This is a genomic window from Uliginosibacterium silvisoli, from assembly GCF_036017035.1.
In the GTDB taxonomy this organism is placed as follows: domain Bacteria; phylum Pseudomonadota; class Gammaproteobacteria; order Burkholderiales; family Rhodocyclaceae; genus Viridibacterium; species Viridibacterium silvisoli.
Genome location: NZ_JAYXHS010000001.1, coordinates 1,084,975 through 1,102,393 on the forward strand (window position 1 = coordinate 1,084,975; position 17,419 = coordinate 1,102,393).

The window sequence follows — 17,419 nt, forward strand, 5'->3', positions numbered from 1 at the left end:
GACTCTCTCAGGTGCTTCAGGCGTGAGCAGATGGCTGCTGCTGGCAGGCATGTTGCTGCAGTCCCCTGTCTTTGCGGCCACCTATCCGGAGCGTGCCGTCACCCTGATCGAGCCACTGGCGACGCGGGTGGAGTTCGGCAAGAGCCTCGCGGCCAGTGCGCCGAAATTCCTCAACCAGCCCGTCCAGATCGAAACACGTTTCGGCGAGTCCGGTGCGGTGGGTGCGGCCGCGGTGCGCAATGCGCGGCCGGATGGCTATACCCTGCTGCTGGGCCGACCAGCCAGCCAGTTCATCCGCCCAGCCATGGCGCCCGAGACGCCCTACCGCTGGAATGACTTCACGGTCCTCGGTGTTCTCGAGATCGACCCGCTGATCTGTGCGGTGAAAGCGGAGTCCCCCTATCAGACGGCCCGCGACCTGCTCGATGCCATTCGCAAGAATCCCGGCAGCCTGAAGTACGCCAGCGTCGGCGTGACGACGATCACCCATCTCGGCGTGCAGTACATGCTGCATCTGGCGGGCGCCAGACGGGATGCGGCCGTTGGCGTGCATTTCGAGAACGGTCAGCAGGCCGTGCAGGCCTTGCTGAATGACAAGGTGCAGTTCGTGTGCACAGTGGGCGGCGTGATCGAACCCATCAAGGCCGGGCAATTACGAGGCTTGTTCTCCACGGCGCCCGGCCGCTTGCCGGCCTTGCCGCAACTCCCCAATGCCAGCGAGGCAGGCTTGCGCGACATGGGCCGCATCGTCGGCTGGACTGCGCTGTTCGGCCCGCGTGGCTTGCCTGCCGACGTCGTGAAGCGCTGGCGGGATGTACTCAGCAAGGTGTCGCGTGATCCGGAGTGGCTGGCCTCCAACGAACGCTTCGGCGGCTTGCCGGCGATCCGCACCATGTCAGACCCCGAGCAGTTCATGCGCGATCAGTTTGCGCTCTACGATCAACTCATCACCACGCTGGATCTCGCCAGATGAGGCGCATCGCGAAATGCACCGCGGCGTTGTGGCTGGCCGGCACGATGGGGCTCGTTGCGGCTGCCGAGACCTATCCGGCGCGACCAATCAAACTGGTTGAGCCTTACGCCGCACGCGTGGAATTTGGCAAGAGCCTCAGCCTCAGCGCACCGAAGTTCCTCAAGCAGAAAGTCTTCATCGAGAATCGCCACGGCGAGGGCGGGGCCAACGCAGCGGCGTTCGTGCATGCTGCGCCGCCGGACGGCTACACCCTGTTGCTCGGTCGTCTGGCCAGCCAGATCATCCGCCCGGCCATGGTGCCGGCGACACCCTACCGCTGGAACGAGTTCACGGTACTGGGGGTACTCGATATCGATCCGCTGATATGTGCCGTGCATAAGGACGTGCCGTATGCGAGTGCACGCGAACTGCTGGACGCCATCCGCAAGCAGCCCGGCGCGCTGAAGTACAGCACCGTCGGGCCGGCCACGAACACGCATCTGAGTGTGCAGTACATGCTGCACCTGGCGGGCTTGAAGCGGGACGCTGCCGTCGCCGTGCATTTCGAGAGCGGCCTCGAGGCCGTGCAGGCGGTGGTGAGCGGCAAGGTGCAGTTTGCGTGCATTGCGGGCGGCTTGATCGAGCCGATCAAGGAAGGCCAGTTGCGCGGCCTGTTCTCGACTGCGCCGGGGCGCATGAGCGTACTGCCGCAACTGCCCAATGCCAGCGAAGCAGGCCTGCGCGACATGGGCCGCATCGTTGGCTGGACCGCCCTGCTGGGGCCGCCTCGCCTGCCCGCCAGTATCGTGGCGCGCTGGAAGGATGCGCTCGACAAGGTGTCGCGCGATCCTGAATGGATTGCGTCGACCATCCGCTCGGGCGGGTTGCCGGCGATCCGCACCATGGGCGACCCGGATCAATTCATGCGCGATCAGTTCCTGCTCTATGACGAACTGATCACTACGCTTGACCTCGCAAGGTGAGCGCACGATGAGCCAGACCTGGGGTGCCAGACTCGCAACGACCTCGTCACGCAAGCGCCTGTTTGACGCGCTCAGTGTCGTGCTCACCCTGGCCGTCGGCCTGACCGGGTCCTGGCTGCTCTACCGCGCCATCGACAGCAATGCGCATCTGCAGGAGCGTGAGCGTCTTGGGGCTGCGGGCCAGGCGGTCATCGGTTCTTTCGATCTGGAGTTGATGCGTACGGTCGAGAATGTGCGCGGCCTTGGCTTGATGATCGCAGCCAGCCAGAAGCTGGAGCGCAAGAACTTTCTCGAATACAGCCAGCGACTGACCAGCGACACGCGCTCCCTGACCTTCATCGAATGGCAGCCGATGGTGCCCGCCGGTCGCTTGCCGCAGTTCGAAGCCATGGCCCGCGCCCAGGGCTTCGGCAATTTCCGCGTGACCGAACCGCGCGACGGGCGCCTGGTGCCCGTGCAGCCGCGCGCCGAGTACGTGCCCATCCTGTTCGCATGGCCCGAGAATACCGGCGCCATCGGCGTCGATATGGGTTTCGATCCGGCGCGCATGCGCTCCAAGCTCAAGGCGCGCGATACGGGCAGACCGATTGCGTCGGAAACCTTCAAGATCATCAGCAGCGGTACGGAAGCGACCGAAGCCAGCGCATTCGCGATTTCCGCCCCGGTCTATTTCCCCGGCCCGACCAGCAGCGTGGCGGAGCGTCGTCAGCGGCTGATGGGATATGTTGCCGGCGTCATACAGGTCCCGGCCATCCTGCATGATGCTGCGTTTCGCGCCGACGCGGCACAGCTCGACCTGCTGGTATTTGACCGCGCTGCCGAACCGCGTCAGCTGATCTTCGCTGCACGGGGTGACGGCGCCGCAACAACGAATGATGCCGCGTACCAGACCAGCGACCAGGACCTGGTCATGACCGTGGAGGTCGGTGCGCGGCCATGGGAAATCATTCTCCATCCGCGCAGCGAGTTCCTGCGCAGTGGTGCGCGCAACGACGCGCTGGCTACCTTCATTGCGGGCCTGACGCTTACGTTCCTGCTGGTGTTCTCCCTCTATCGCCAGCAGCGCAGTCGACGCGAGATCGAGACAGCGGACGAGGCCCTGAAGGCTGAACGCCAGCAATTGACGAACATCCTCGAAGGTACGAATGCGGGCACCTGGGCGTGGAATGTGCAAACCGGTGCGCTGGACCTCAACGAACGTTGGGCCGGCATGCTGGGTTATACGCTGGCGGAACTCGAGCCGATCACTGTCGATACCTGGGTCAGGTACACGCACCCCGACGATGTGACGCGTGCGCGCGAGATGCTGACACGACATTTCTCCGGCGAGCTGGCTTACTACGATTGCGAACTACGCATGCGCCACAAACCGGTGGGCGATGCGGAGGGGGCGTGGGTATGGATTTCGGCGCGCGGCCGGCTGTTCTCGCGCACGCCGGCGGGCGAGCCCGAATGGGTTGCGGGGACCCATCTCGAGATCACCGAACGCAAGCGCGCCGAGGAGGCGCTACGCGAGGCCAAGCATGTGGCCGAAGAAGCCAGTCTTGCCAAGAGCCGCTTCCTCGCCACCATGTCGCACGAGATCCGTACGCCCATGAACGGCATCCTCGGCATGGCGCAATTGTTGTCGGGCCCGGTCGACAGCGAGGAAGAGCGGCGCGAGTTCGTGCAGGTCATCCTCGATTCCGGGCGCACCCTGCTGACCCTGCTCAACGACATTCTCGATCTGTCCAAGGTCGAGGCCGGCGCGCTCGAACTGCGCACGGCACCTTTCGCACCGGCGCAACTGGTGCGCGAAGTCGCGTCGTTGATGACGGGATCGATTGCCGAAAAAGGGCTTTCACTGGCAGCGAAATGGCATGAAGACGATGAGGCCTTGTACGTGGGCGACCCGATGCGGGTGCGCCAGATGCTCACCAATCTCGTCAGCAATGCCATCAAGTTCACTTTCGCGGGCGAGATCCGTGTCGACGCTTATGAACTGGACCGCAGGGACGGGCTTGCCGTGCTTGAGTTCAGCGTGCGCGACACCGGCATCGGCATCGCCCCCGAGCATCGCGACCTGCTGTTCAAACCGTTCTCGCAGGTTGATAGCTCGAACACCCGTCGTTTCGGCGGCACGGGGCTGGGCCTGTCCATCGTGCGCAATCTGGCCGAGCGCATGAACGGCAGCGTGGGCGTCGACAGCGAGGTCAATCGCGGCTCCAGGTTCTGGTTCCGCATCGAACTCGCCCTGCCTGACAAGCCGAGCGCGGCCCTCATGTCCTCTGACATCAACAGAAAGGCCCGGCCCGCCGCGGATGGCGGCCACATCCTGATCGTCGAAGACCATTCCTCCAATCGCCTGGTGCTGGAGTCGCTGCTGCAGACCCACGGCCTCACGTATCAGTCGGTAACGAACGGCGCCGAGGCGTTTGCCAGCGTGACCTCCGGTGCGCATTTCGATCTGGTGCTGATGGACTGCCAGATGCCCGTCATGGATGGCCTCGAGGCAACGCGCATGATCCGCGAGTGGGAGGCCTTCAGCCAGCAACGCGTGCCCATCATTGCGGTGACGGCCGATGCCTTTGCCGAAGACGAAGAACGATGCCTTGCCGTCGGCATGGACGATTTCCTGTCCAAGCCGATCGATGCCAACGAGTTGCTGATCAAGCTCAGGCATTGGCTGCCACGTGCTCATTCGCGCGCAGAATCCTGAGCGGACGGCCTTGCAATGCTGCGCTGCCGTCTAAAGCTTTTCATGCCGGACGTCGTCAAGGTAATGTGATCCCGGTATCAGACCGGGCTTCCTGACCTACGGCAAGGCAGCAGACCTGACAAAACTCGAATTGGCCGAGGAGGCCCGGTGGTGATTGAAGCCCTGTCGCATCGTTGGCGCAGCAGTTTCCGTTTCAAGCTGATTCTCGCCACCATCGTGCTGATCACGCTGACGGTGACGATCTACAGCGGCCTGCTGTTCTGGCACCACGCGCGCGCCTCGGAGACGGGGCAGAAGGAGCGCGCCACGCGTCTCGCGAGCCTGCTGGCGGAATCGCTGGCATTGCCCATGTACGAATTCAACTCGCTGGCTGTCGAGGCCGGCGTGAAGGCGCTGGAATCGCATGCCGACGTGCGTCGCGTGCGTGTGCTGGACAGCGCCGGCAAAGTGGTCGTCGACCGCGCCAATCCGGCCGAGGTGGGCGAGGTCTTGCTGACCATCAAGAAGGCGATCACGCACAAGACGCCCAAGCGCCAGCTCGACGTAGGCTCCATCGAGCTGGCGTTCTCGCGTACCAGCCTTGACGCCGAACTCTACAACGCCATGTTCGAGACCATCATCGGCGGCCTGTTGATGGCGGTTGCCACCATCTGTGCAGCGCTGTGGGCGTTTCGCTCCCTGACGCGCCCGCTCGCGCAGATCACCAACGGGCTGGACCAACTGGCGGCGGGCCAGACCTATGTGGCCTTGCCCGACACGGAGCGGCGCGACGAGTTCGGGCGCATGACGACGGCCATGCATCGTTTCCGCGACGCCCTCGTCGAGCGGCGCCAGGCGGAAGAGGCGATTCGCGAGAGCGAGCTACGTCACCGCGCCGAACTGGAGCAGACCGTGGTGCAGCGCACGACGCAGCTGGCCGAGGCCAAGGAGGTCGCCGAAGCCGCCAATCGTGCCAAGAGTGCCTTCGTGGCGAACATGAGCCATGAGATCCGCACGCCGCTCAATGCGGTACTCGGCCTGGCGAAAATGATTGTGCGTGACGACAGCAACCCGCGCTCCGTGGACACCGCCAATCGCATCCTGCAGGCAGGCGAGCATCTGCTTGGCGTGATCAACGAGATCCTCGATTTCTCGAAGATCGAGGCCGGCAAGATGCAGATCGATGTGCAGCCCTTCGAGCTGGCCGCGGCGGTCAACAAGGCGGTTGAACTGGTGCGCGATCGCGCCATGCTCAAGCGCCTCGAATTCGACTCGCACATCGGCATCGACCTGCCAGGCTGGGTGCGCGGCGACCGGTTGCGCGTCGAGCAGATCCTCATCAACCTGTTGTCGAACGCGGTGAAGTTCACGCAGCGTGGCGAGGTCTCGGTGGCGGTGTCGCGCTCGCGCGAATCCAGCGACATCGTCTTCCGCATCTCCGACACCGGCATCGGCATGAGCGCCGACCAGGTCAGCCGCCTGTTCAGCGCTTTCGAACAGGCGGATTCGTCGACAACGCGCAAGTACGGTGGCACCGGCCTCGGTCTCGTGATCAGCCGTAGTCTGGCCGTTCAGATGGGTGGCGACATCAGCGTGGAGAGCTTCCCCGGTGTCGGCAGCACCTTCACCGTGAGCTTGCCGCTGGCCGCCGTAACCGCGCAGACGCGGGCCCCCGTTCCAAGGGTGCGCGTGCAGCGGCTCAAGGGCTTGCGCGTGCTCGCCGCGGAAGACATCGAACTCAATCGCTTCGTGCTCGAAGACCTGCTGACCAACGAGGGCGCGACGGTGGATTTCGCCGAGGATGGCGAAAAGGCCCTCGCGCTCATCACCAGCAAGGGCGCTGAAGTGTATGACGTCGTGCTGACGGACATCCAGATGCCGATCATGGATGGCTACGAGCTGGCGCAGCGCATCGCGCAGACCTGGCCGCGCCTGCCCATCATTGGCCTGACGGCCCACGCCATGAGTGAAGAGCGCGAGAAGTGTCTCGCCTGCGGCATGGTGGCGCACGTTATCAAGCCGATCGAGGAAGACTTGCTGATCGCCACGATCCTGCAGTACTGCGATCTGCCGCGCGAAGTGGTAGCTGCCGCCAGCGTGCAGACAGCCGACCAGCCCCCCATGCACATGCTGCATGACGTACGCCGTCTCATCGACTGGGATGCCCTGATGCATCGCTACAAGGGGCGCACCGCTTTCGTCGAGAAGCTCATCGCCACCCTGCTGCGCACACATGGCGACACGCCGCGGAAACTGCGCGAGGCCGTCAGGAGTCGCGATACCCAGACCATGAAGTTTCTCGCGCACACCCTCAAAGGCGTGTCAGGCAATCTCGAAGCGGGCGAGCTGCACGCGCTGGCGAAGAAGATCCATTCCGGCGAAGGTGAACAAAGCGACGCGCCGGTGCTGACGCTGGAGCTGGCCGACTCCCTGGAGAACCTGCTGGAGATGCTGGCGCGAGGTACGGCAGCCAAAGCCGCCAGCGCTGCGAATGACTGAGTGACGCGAGCTCAGGACTTGCCGGCCTTCTCGCTGGAGCGCGCGGTCGAGACGGAATTGCATATGCCGCGCTTCTTGTCATAGGGATCGAACCAGAGCTCCTTGCGGCTCAGTGGATTGCTCGCAGACAGGAAGGGGTTGTCGAGGCGGATGATGTGCCGCGCGCACAGCTCGGCGCGCTGCAACATTTCGGCGTGATACGTCTTGACCATTTTCAGGAGGGTGCCGTCGCGCACCATGGATTCCAGCCCGTCGGTCAGGCGCTTGGCCAGACGCGGGTAGCGTGGCGAAACGAAGACATAGTTGGGCAGTGGAAAATACAGCAACAGCTCTTTGTCGATCGCCAGTTGCGGATCGGGCTGCACCATTGCGTCGTACTCGCTGAAAACTTCGTTCACGCCGCGTGGAAAATAATCGAGACGATCGGCGAGCAGCATGCGCGTCAGTGCCGCCTGGTCGATCGCTGTTTCAAGCGTCAGGCCATTGGCCTCGAATACCTGGCGGGAAGACCAGCCGAGGCCGACACCCACGCGCAATTTCTTCAGGTCGGCTTCGTTGCGTACGCTTGCGAGCCTGTCCTGCCGGTCGCGCTTGACGAAGCCGATGCGGAAGCTCGATACACCCATGTCGAGCGGAATCCACACCGGAATCATGCGCTCCTCCCAGGTGGGCTGGATGGCTACCGTCGCCGCATTGATCTGATCGCCCTTGATCGCCTCGATCAGCACACGCTCGCGTACCAGGTTGATCTTGGTGTACTCGATGCGATAACTGCCGTACTTGGCGCGGGTGCGGCGCATGGCCTCTGCCAGTACGAGATCGGAGTGCACCACGGCGCGTACTGCAGTTTCACGACGATGCAGCTTCAGCACGTCTTCAGCGCCGGCATGCGATGGCAGCATGCCCAGAATGCCCAGGCCAAGCACGCAATAGATGCGTGCGGCAGATGCAAACAGGTGTCGACGGGTGCGCTGGAGCGGTAGGAGCGGACGGATCATGGCAAGAGGAACAGACAGTACGGCATGCTCGATATTACGGTTGATGGATAACGGCGCTTGAGTGCGGCAGGCGCTACCCATGCCGTGCAGCAATATGCCACCTCGCAGCCTCGCAGCGCGCGACAAGAGTGAAAATTGTTGTGATGTGCGCGTTATAAGTTTGTGCCATCGCCGAGCCCTCGCCTGACACGTGATGTCAGGCCTGGCGGCAGGTCGACAAGTGGTGAGCTTTACATTCCTGCAATCTGCGTCGCGCAGAATCGCAGCCGGTTTCCGTCGAGCGGTCGCGCCTGACACGAAGCGTGACAGGGCTGCAGTCTGCTCGCGCGATCCGGCAAGCCGTCGCCGGCTTGCCGGCCAGGTGCTTTGTGCAGGGCCTTCGCAAGATGCAGTAGAGCATTGAAAGCATTACCTAAAGGAGGAGGACTCCGACCGCGGGCATGGCGGTTGCTCCACGTCGGAAAAACCTGCAATTGTCATTGCTGCGAAGCAGCAAACCTTGTCGTTGCTCAGGTTCTGGGGGATTGCCTGCCGAGCGGAATGACACAGAACGCGCAAAACACGCTATAAATCGCCCATCGCCGATTTTCGTTCGTCAGGTCCTGGAACGAAGTCCGTCGTCGAAGGCAGCAAGAACAGGCCATCACGACCGTGCGAGTCCGATCACCGCCTGAGGTCGCCGGCTGCGCCAGAGTGCGAGTTGGCAAGCTCCAGGCTAGTCGTAGTAACCACCCGAAAATTTACTCAAGGAGCACGCATTGAACCAATCCGAACTCATCGCCAAAGTGGCCGAAGTTGCTGACCTCTCCAAGAGCGACGTGGAGCAACTGCTCAAGACCGTGGGTAGCGTTGTGCAGGACGAGCTGAAGTCCGGCGGCGAAGTGACTCTGCCAGGCATCGGCAAGCTGTCTGTCAAGCACAAGGCCGCTCGCAAGGGTCGTAACCCTGCCACCGGCAAGGAAATCGACATCGCCGCCAAGAACGTGCCTGACTTCTCCGCTGCCAAGGCGCTGAAGGATGTCGTTGCTGGTGCTTGATTGCTGACCGATGCGCGGTCTCGCTGACGAGGCCGCACACAGGCAGTGGTGACAGGGGCCCTTCGGGGCCTTTGTCGTTTTCACGGATATGACGAGTGGGTCGGGTGGGTGCAATGACGGCGAGTGACGAAGACAACAGGCTGCGCCAGATCAGTGGTGTCACGCTGAACCACTACAACCAGTCCGCTGAGTCTTTCTGGCAAGGCACGCGCGATCACGACGTGAGCCAGAACATCGCGGCGCTGCTGACGCATATCGAAGGCGAGGCGCCGTTCACGATTCTCGATTTCGGCTGTGGCCCGGGGCGCGATCTCAAGCGCTTTACCGAGGCAGGCCACATCGCGGTCGGCCTTGATGGCGCAGAGCGCTTTGCGCAGATGGCGCGCGCTTACAGCGGCTGCGAAGTGCTGCACCAGGACTTCCTCGCACTCGACCTGCCGGCTGCGCGTTTCGATGGCGTGTTTGCCAATGCCTCACTGTTCCACGTGCCGACGCAGGAGTTGCCACGCGTATTGCGCCAGCTGCATGTCTGCCTGAAACCCGGCGGCGTGCTGTTCAGCTCCAACCCGCGCGGGCGTAACGAAGAAGGCTGGAGCGGTGATCGCTACGGCGCATATCATGATCTCGATGCCTGGCGCGCTTTTGTGAGCGCGGCGGGCTTTGTCGAAGTGGATCACTACTACCGGCCGCCGGGCTTGCCGCGCGAGCAGCAGCCCTGGCTCGCGAGCGTGTGGCGTTCCCGTTGATCACATCCATGGAGAGACCCGCTATGAATACCGTCATCTTGCCTTCTGGCGAAACCGTTCCGGCGCTGGGCATGGGTACGTGGAACATCGGCGACGACAGGGCCGCGCGCGCCGAGGAAATCGCGACCCTGCAATTGGGCGTCTCCCTTGGCCTGAAGGTGATCGACACGGCGGAGATGTATGGCGAGGGCAAGTCCGAGACACTCATCGGCGAGGCCATCAGCGGTCTGCGGGACGAGGTGTTTCTGGTCAGCAAGGTCTATCCGCACAACGCTTCGCGCCGCGAAGCGATTGCCGCCTGTGAGCGCAGCCTCAAGCGCCTGCGTACCGACTGCATCGATCTCTACTTGTTGCATTGGCGTGGCAGCGTACCCCTGCACGAAACTCTGGAGGCTTTTACGCGCCTGCAGCGCGACGGCAAGATCCGCCATTTCGGGGTCAGCAACTTCGACGTCGATGACATGCAGGAACTGCTCGGCGAAGCCGAAGGCAAGGCTGTCGCCACCAACCAGGTGCTCTACAACCTCGCGCGGCGGGGCATCGAGTGGGACCTTCTGCCCTGGTGTCGTGATCACGGTATTCCACTGATGGCTTATTCCCCGATCGAACAGGCACGTCTGGTGGCCGAGAAACGCCTCGTCGATTTTGCCCAGAGTCACGCCATGACGCCCGCCCAGGTCGCGCTGGGGTGGTTGCTGTCAAAAGACAACGTCATGATCATTCCGAAGACGGCCAACCGCAATCGCCTGCGCGAGAACATGCGGGCCTTGCAGCATCCGCTGAGCGCCGGGCAGCTCGCCGAACTCGACGTCCTGTTTCCGCCGCCGACAAAAGCGCAGCCGCTGGAGATGCTCTGAATTCGACGGCGTGAATGTCACGGCCCTTTCCAACGGCTGCAGAGGTTTCTGCTATCGGCGCCCGGTCGGGCTTGGAAGCAGGGTGTCTCCTGTGCAGATTTCCATGAGTCTGAAAGCACTGCCAACCGCAGGTCTCCAGAATCGGGCTACTTCACCGTAACCAGCGTACCTTTCAGATTTACTGAAGCGGATTTGCGGTCGACTTCGCATTCCAGGTCGGTATCCTTGCCCGCAGGCTGTCCGTCGAGATAGCTCTGGATCTTGATGATGCCGTTGTAACCCTGCTCCTTTACATCCGAGACCATCGAGGCGAGGGCGAGCAGCGTGGCTTTCTTGCAGGCGCCTTCGGTTCCAAACTCGGAGATTCTTGCGTCATCCCCATACTCTTCGGGTCCCCAGCGTTCGCTGTACGCGGGAGCATGGTGCAAGCCGACGTGAGTCTTGATCGAGCCGAGAATCTGTCTTGCATCGGATGAGTCCAGGATTTCTTGCAGGGACAGAATGATCGCGTTCTTCGAAAGGGGGACCGTGCGTTTGGGTGGTACCCAGCGCGCAGGATCACGCTCGATTTCTGCAGCAAGGTCCGAAGCACTCTTGGTCAGGGCCAATTGGGCCGTCAGGCGTACGGTTGTAATCTGATATCCGGCATCGCAATCGAAACCGACGTCGCTGGAGCCTTGAGCACCCGCCGTTTCTCCTTTGATATTGACCACCGCATCGTAGCCTCGAGCAATAGCGTCCACGGTGAATGAGTGGAGCGCCTTGGCGAAGACCCGCATGCATACGTCACGTGGTTCAGAGCGAATGAACACGCGACTGTTCTTCTCCGTTCCGGAGAATGTGTCCCGCCGAGCCTGTTCTCCCAGCTCAGGAGCTGGCATCGCACCCCAATAAAGCCTGACGGCAGGATTGAGGACCTCGCGGGCTTCAGGTGAAGCAAGCGCCGTCCGGAAACTATAAAAATAGAATCTGTCGCTCGTTTGTGCCCCTGCTGTGCTCATTGCACACACCAGCATCACAAACAGCAATGGAAAACCGTACAAACGCATTCGCCGCTCCCCGTTTCAATTCTTGTATGCAGATATTCTAAGTGCGGAAGTCGACCAGTGAATCATGACCTGGCAGAAGCGTCACACTGTCATGCCTGCACCACTTGACTCCCTCCGCACTTTATTGAACGATGCAGACTCGTTCAACGCGAAAGGAGGTGATCCGTGGAGTATTTTTCATCTGTTGTGAAGTCGGGTGAAGTCAGCGTGAGTGCTTTGACGGAGTGCTCCGCGTAGATCATCCGGTAACGCGACTCGATTACTGATGAATTGCAGAAGGGCCCGCCTGAACAGCGGGCCTTTTTGTTGCTTGTGTAGCCTGCTGGCGTGTCATCGCTAGCGATGCTACAAAGACCGAAGTGAGCAGCGGCGTTTGCGGCCCGGCCTTGCGGCATCCTGTTGTCCCTGTCCCTTATGCTTGTCCCGGCGTCCAGCAGGAGAATGCGTTGCTCGATCTGCATCAGACCAGAATCCACGATGGGCGCGAGCTGCTGACCCGCCGCTACGATGTGGTGCGTGCACTCAGCGAGACGCTGGCGGCGCCCTTGTCGGCGGAGGACCAGTGCGTGCAATCGATGCCGGACGCCAGTCCGACGAAGTGGCATCTCGCACATACCAGCTGGTTTTTCGAGACGGTGGTGCTGCGTGCTCACATGCCCGGCTACCGCGTTTTCAACGAGCACTACCACTACCTTTTCAATTCCTACTACGAAGCGCTCGGGCCGAGGCAGTTACGTGCCGAGCGCGGTCTGCTGAGTCGCCCGTCGCTGCCGGAGGTGATGGACTATCGCCAGCATGTCGACGCCAGCATGCGCGATTTTGCAAGGGCAGCAGACGAAGATACATGGTCCGTCGCCGCGCCGATGATCCTGCTGGGCCTCAATCACGAGCAGCAGCACCAGGAGCTGTTGCTGACGGACATCAAGCACCTGCTGTCGCGCAACGCGCTCAATCCCGCCTACTGCGCCGGTTACCCCGCCAGCTATTCCATTGGCACATCAATCCAGGCACAGGATGTGCTGTCCCTCGGCTGGGTGGACTGTCCGGGCGGCCGTGTCGAGCTTGGCCATGAAGGCGCCGGTTTTGCGTTCGACAACGAAACGCCGCGGCACGAGGTGCTACTGCGGCCGTATCAGCTCGCCAACCGCTGTGTCACAAATGGCGAATATCTTGCGTTCATGGCCGATGGCGGCTACCGGCGGCCCGAGTTCTGGCTGTCCGATGGCTGGGCGCTGAGCAGGGCACAGGACTGGCGCGCACCCTTGTATTGGCAGGAGGCGCAGGAAGCCGGTGACGGCATCTGGCGCAACTTCACCCTGCACGGCCTGCGTGATATCGATCCGCTGGAGCCGGTATGCCACCTGAGTCTTTACGAGGCTGCGGCCTACGCACAGTGGGCTGGTGCGCGTTTGCCGACGGAGTTCGAGTGGGAGGCGGCGAGTCTGGGCGTTGCGTTCGACGGGCGCTTCCTCGATGCCGCGCGACTGCATCCCGCAGCGGCGCAGCCCGGCGCGGGTTTGCAACAGATGTATGGTGATGTCTGGGAGTGGACACGCTCATCCTACGATCCGTATCCAGGCTTCAAGCCCCTGAACGGCGTCGTGGGTGAGTACAACGGCAAGTTCATGGTCGGCCAGGTCGTGTTGCGTGGGGGCAGTTGTGCCACACCGGAAGGACACATACGGCCGAGCTACCGCAATTTCTTTCCACCGGGTGCGCGCTGGCAGTTTTCCGGCTTGCGCCTGGCACGAGACCTCTAAGGGGAGTGGCGATGATCAGTGTGGCCAGCAATGCAGTGCCGATGTTTCCATCGCTCGTCGCCGACGATGATCCGAGCGAGTTCGCGCAGGAGCTTGCTGCCGGCCTGCGTGCGCGGCCGCGCCAGGTCTCGCCCAAGTTCTTCTACGATGCGACCGGTTCCGCACTGTTTGACCAGATCTGCGAACTGCCCGAGTACTACCCGACGCGCACCGAGCTGGCCATCCTGCAAGAACATGCTGCCGACATGGCCGGGTTGATCGGCGCAAACGCGGAAATCATCGAATACGGCGCTGGCGCCAGCCGCAAGGTACGCCTGCTGCTCGACGCACTCGAACGACCGCAGCGCTTCGTGCCGATCGACATTTCCGGCGAACACCTGCACGCCTCGGCGGCGGTATTGCGCGCGGATTACCCGGCGCTGGATGTGCGCCCCGTCGTCGCTGACTTCACGCGTCCGGTGGCCCTGCCGCCGCGCTTGCCGGGCCATGGCCGGCGTGTCGGCTTTTTCCCTGGCTCCAGCATCGGCAATTTCGATCCCGCCGAGGCGCGCCGCTTCCTGCGCCTGCTGGCGGGCCAGCTACGCGGTGGCGGCCTGCTCATCGGCACCGATCTCGTCAAAGACCCGCTCACCCTGCACGCTGCCTATAACGACGCGGCCGGCGTGACGGCCGCGTTCAACCGCAACCTGCTGGTGCGCGCCAATCGCGAACTGGACGCCGGTTTCAGGGTCAACGACTTTGCGCACTACGCTTTCTACAATCCGCAGCAGCAACGCATCGAGATGCACCTCGTCAGCCGCTGCGCACAGCAGGTGCGCATTGCCGATGAACGCTTTGACTTTGCTGCGGGTGACGCCATCCATACCGAGAACTCCTACAAGTTCACCGTGGAAGGCTTCCAGGCGCTTGCCGCCGAAGTCGGCTTCCGTGCGCGCGCTTCATGGTTCGACGCGCAGCGCTGGTTCTGTATGCACTGGCTCGAAGCGCCTGCATGACGCCTCGGCCAATATGAATTGCGGATGAGAACAGCTGACCGGGCTGACTGAAAAGGATGCAACATGAAAGCAATCTGGAACGGCGTCACCATTGCCGAAAGTGACGACCTCGTAACGATTGAAGGCAACTACTACTTTCCCGAGTCAGCGCTCAAGCGCGCCTTCGTCAGGACCAGCGACAAGCACAGCCATTGCCCCTGGAAGGGCACGGCGAGCTACTACACCCTCGTCGTGGACGGCGTCGAAAACGCCGACGCCTGCTGGTACTACCCCGAGCCCTCGGAAGCAGCCGAACAGATCAAGGGTCGCGTGGCGTTCTGGAAGGGTGTGGAGGTGATGTAAGGTAGGGTGGGTTCGGAGCGAAGCGACAACCCACCAAGTCGTTCGCCAACGACATCTAGGTCAGGCCGAATGCAGTGACAGCCCACACTTCTGTACTCGATGTCACGAGCTCCGACAACTTCACACCAAATGAATACGACCGAACCACAATCTCCCCCAATGCGCGAAGTACTGGGAAACGCTCTTTGCTATTGGGAGCCTCGCCGTCTCATCTACAACAGCGTGTTGCTTCTCGTCGTTGCAGGTGCCTTTGCAGCAGGTTGGCCCGTGTCGAAGCGGGCGCTGCACACTGACTTCCTGCTTGTGATCTTTATCCTGGCGGTTCTCGCAAACGTTGTTTATTGCGCCGCATATCTGCCGGACATCGTAGTTCAGCAATCTTCCATGCGAGAAGCCTGGCTACGATGGCGATGGGTGCTGTTGCTCGTCGGGATTCTTTTTGCCTCAGCCATCACATACCTGTGTGTCGCAGGAGTGTTCGGCCTTGTCGATGGCAACTGGTAAGCGCCTTGAAGTATCGGACCTCGAGGCGCCAATGAAATTACCGGCCCTCACAACATGCTCGCCGCAATATTGATCGTCAGCGCCAGCACCGAGGTGTTGAAGAAAAACGCCAGTACGCAATGCAGCGCGCCGATGCGGCGCATGCGTTGCGAGCTGAAGGACACATCGGCGGTCTGCCCGGACGTGCCGATGACGGCGGCGAAGTAGAGGAAGTCGCTGTAGTCGGGGTGTTTCGTGCCCGGAAAAACCAGTCCCCCATCGCGCTCGTTGGCCAGTGCCACGTAGAAGTCGTGCGCGTAATGCAGCGCGAACATGGTGTGGGTGAAAGCCCATGAGGCGACGATGGTGCAGGCCACCAGCGTGAGGTGCGCGGCCTTGTCGCCACCCGACAAGTCCTTCGCCGCCAGCAGGGCGACGACGATGGCAACGAGGCTTGCAATGGCCGTGATGATGACGAGGATGAGCAGCAGCACCTTGCCTTCGTCTTCGCACTCGGCGCGGGCGCGCATGCTCTCGTGCGTGGAGCGCAGCATCATGATGGCGGCGAGCACGAGGTACAGCCAGGCGCTCACGTTCCAGCCGAGCAACACGCGCGTGATGGTTTCGTTCACGACGCTGCGCGGTATCAGCCAGGCGATCACCACGCCCACCAGCACCGAAGCGATCAGTCGTGGATGCAGATGCGCCTGCTGGGTCAGGAAGCCAGGGCAGCGCTTTGGCTGTGCGGGTGATGCGACCTGCGCGGGTGATTCCTTTGTCATGCCTTCACTGCTCCCTTGTCGAAGGCCTTTGCATAGGCCTGCCAGTCCGTCTCGACCTGCGCTGCGCATTGTCGCGCCAGCGCCAGCAGTTGTTTGCGCCACGGCTTCTGCTGTGCGAAGGCGATGAGCGCATCCGTGCTCGCCGCGCCTTGACGACCGCAACTGCGCAGCTGTGCCCAGGCCACAGTCTGTGCCATCGTCGCAAGTAGTCTGCCGAGGCGCTTCGGTTTGCCACGGCAACGTTCCAGCTCGACACGATCCTGACCCGGCTGCAGGGCGCGCAGCACGAAGGAGGGCTCACGGCTCTTGCCGGCGCGCAGCGCATGGAGGAAGGCGACCGGCATGGCCTGCATGGCGCCCTGCAGGGCCACCACCCGTGCAGCTTCATTGCTCCATGCGGGCTGTGTATTGCCTAGCGCTGTAGCCAGCACGGAAGGGGTTGCCAGCTTGAGGTCGAGCAGGGCATTGCTGCCGGGTGAGCCCGAGCCTCGAACCACGATGATGTAGCGCTCAAGCCCGAGGCTGGCATTGCCGCTGATGCGTCGTGCGATGTCGACGGGCTTGTAGAACGCCGGGTCCTGCTGGCTGGCGGCGAAGCTGGCCAGCAAGCCGCTGACGGCAACCTGCTGCGCCTTCGAGGCGGGCAGGGCCTTGATGCCGTCGCAGCGGATGCGCCGCCGACCTGCTCTCCGCTCGGTGCGGCTGTCGAGCATCTTCGCGACGGTGCGCGTGCGCAGATCATCGAGCAGATCGCGCACCAGCCCTTGCGCCGTGTCGCGCTCGACCCAGCGCGCCTTGCCGCTGGCGAGGGTGTCGGCGTAGGTAGCGATGAAGTGCTGCGCCATGTCTTCCGCGTCGGCAGGGCTCAGCGACAACGCATCGACAAGCACGAATAGATTGCTCAGCAGGCGCAGCGGGTCGTGCACCAGCGGCGCCAGCGCGGCTTCGTCGAAATCGTTGATGTCGAAGTACGCCAACCCGTTGTCGCCGACGTAGCTGCCGAAATTCTCCAGGTGCATGTCGCCGCAGCTCCATGCGAGTGGCGCGCTGTCGAGCAGCGCGTGACCGGGCAGGCAGTCCATGTAGCGATGGCAGGTGCCGCGCAGGAAGCCATGCGCGTCCCTGCGTAGCGCGGCGAACTTCATCGCCAGCCGCTCCGGGTCGCGCCCGGCGTTGTAATTCAAGATGGCGCTGACGACGTCTTCCCCGCGCTGTTTCATCGATGCTCCCCGGCCGGTCCCGTTGCTTTGCCCCATTCT

General features: G+C 62.5%; 15 protein-coding genes. 11 read left to right on the top strand and 4 right to left on the bottom strand.

From position 1 onward, the window contains the following. Positions 1-22: 22 nt before the first annotated feature. The 4 genes from VVD49_RS04995 to VVD49_RS05010 all read left to right on the top strand — a co-directional run bounded on the left by VVD49_RS04995 (position 23) and on the right by VVD49_RS05010 (position 7,111). Positions 23-973 carry a Bug family tripartite tricarboxylate transporter substrate binding protein gene (locus VVD49_RS04995; protein WP_327598032.1) on the top strand — a complete coding sequence of 317 codons (951 nt, stop codon included), beginning with the start codon at positions 23-25 and terminating at the stop codon, positions 971-973. Then, positions 970-1,935, top strand: coding sequence for a Bug family tripartite tricarboxylate transporter substrate binding protein (locus VVD49_RS05000; protein ID WP_327598033.1), 966 nt, complete (start codon positions 970-972; stop codon positions 1,933-1,935). Before VVD49_RS04995 ends, VVD49_RS05000 begins: the two co-directional genes overlap by 4 nt. A gap of 7 nt (positions 1,936-1,942) precedes the next feature. Continuing rightward, positions 1,943-4,633, top strand: a complete 2,691-nt coding sequence (locus VVD49_RS05005; RefSeq protein ID WP_327598034.1) for a CHASE domain-containing protein — start codon at positions 1,943-1,945, stop codon at positions 4,631-4,633. Positions 4,634-4,783: 150 nt separating this feature from the next. Beyond that, entirely contained in the window at positions 4,784-7,111 is a 2,328-nt protein-coding gene (locus VVD49_RS05010) for an ATP-binding protein (RefSeq protein ID WP_327598035.1), read from the top strand. A gap of 11 nt (positions 7,112-7,122) precedes the next feature. Here the strand turns inward: VVD49_RS05010 and VVD49_RS05015 are convergent, their stop codons facing one another. Further along, positions 7,123-8,109 (bottom strand): substrate-binding periplasmic protein, encoded by a 987-nt coding sequence (locus tag VVD49_RS05015; RefSeq protein ID WP_327598036.1) that lies wholly within the window; start codon positions 8,107-8,109, stop codon positions 7,123-7,125. A gap of 758 nt (positions 8,110-8,867) precedes the next feature. Between VVD49_RS05015 and VVD49_RS05020 the strand changes: the two genes are divergently transcribed. The 3 genes from VVD49_RS05020 (at position 8,868) to VVD49_RS05030 (ending at position 10,749) form a co-directional block, all read left to right on the top strand. Beyond that, positions 8,868-9,146: an HU family DNA-binding protein gene (locus VVD49_RS05020; protein ID WP_327598037.1), complete on the top strand. Its 279-nt coding sequence runs from the start codon at positions 8,868-8,870 to the stop codon at positions 9,144-9,146. Positions 9,147-9,259: 113 nt separating this feature from the next. Further along, positions 9,260-9,892: a class I SAM-dependent methyltransferase gene (locus VVD49_RS05025; RefSeq protein ID WP_327598038.1), complete on the top strand. Its 633-nt coding sequence runs from the start codon at positions 9,260-9,262 to the stop codon at positions 9,890-9,892. A 23-nt stretch (positions 9,893-9,915) separates the two neighbouring features. Next, positions 9,916-10,749, top strand: a complete 834-nt coding sequence (locus VVD49_RS05030) for an aldo/keto reductase (RefSeq protein WP_327598039.1) — start codon at positions 9,916-9,918, stop codon at positions 10,747-10,749. A gap of 146 nt (positions 10,750-10,895) precedes the next feature. Here VVD49_RS05030 and VVD49_RS05035 read toward each other — a convergent pair whose 3' ends face one another. Beyond that, positions 10,896-11,798 (bottom strand): hypothetical protein, encoded by a 903-nt coding sequence (locus VVD49_RS05035; protein ID WP_327598040.1) that lies wholly within the window; start codon positions 11,796-11,798, stop codon positions 10,896-10,898. 446 nt (positions 11,799-12,244) lie between these two features. Between VVD49_RS05035 and egtB the strand changes: the two genes are divergently transcribed. From egtB to VVD49_RS05055, 4 genes are all read left to right on the top strand, one after another. Further along, on the top strand, positions 12,245-13,558 hold the full coding sequence (gene egtB, locus VVD49_RS05040; RefSeq protein WP_327598041.1) for an ergothioneine biosynthesis protein EgtB: 1,314 nt from the start codon (positions 12,245-12,247) through the stop codon (positions 13,556-13,558). A gap of 11 nt (positions 13,559-13,569) precedes the next feature. After that, positions 13,570-14,553 carry an L-histidine N(alpha)-methyltransferase gene (egtD, locus tag VVD49_RS05045; RefSeq protein WP_327598042.1) on the top strand — a complete coding sequence of 328 codons (984 nt, stop codon included), beginning with the start codon at positions 13,570-13,572 and terminating at the stop codon, positions 14,551-14,553. Positions 14,554-14,616: 63 nt separating this feature from the next. Beyond that, on the top strand, positions 14,617-14,895 hold the full coding sequence (locus VVD49_RS05050; protein ID WP_327598043.1) for a DUF427 domain-containing protein: 279 nt from the start codon (positions 14,617-14,619) through the stop codon (positions 14,893-14,895). Between the two features lie 129 nt (positions 14,896-15,024). Next, the gene (locus VVD49_RS05055) at positions 15,025-15,399 is read left to right on the top strand and encodes a hypothetical protein (RefSeq protein WP_327598044.1); all 375 of its coding nucleotides are present in this window, start codon (positions 15,025-15,027) and stop codon (positions 15,397-15,399) included. Between the two features lie 47 nt (positions 15,400-15,446). Here VVD49_RS05055 and VVD49_RS05060 read toward each other — a convergent pair whose 3' ends face one another. Then, positions 15,447-16,160 carry a DUF1345 domain-containing protein gene (locus VVD49_RS05060; RefSeq protein WP_327598045.1) on the bottom strand — a complete coding sequence of 238 codons (714 nt, stop codon included), beginning with the start codon at positions 16,158-16,160 and terminating at the stop codon, positions 15,447-15,449. Beyond that, a complete protein-coding gene (locus VVD49_RS05065; RefSeq protein WP_327598046.1) occupies positions 16,157-17,380 on the bottom strand; it encodes a DUF2252 domain-containing protein in 1,224 nt (407 codons plus the stop codon). Before VVD49_RS05065 ends, VVD49_RS05060 begins: the two co-directional genes overlap by 4 nt. Positions 17,381-17,419 lie beyond the last annotated feature (39 nt).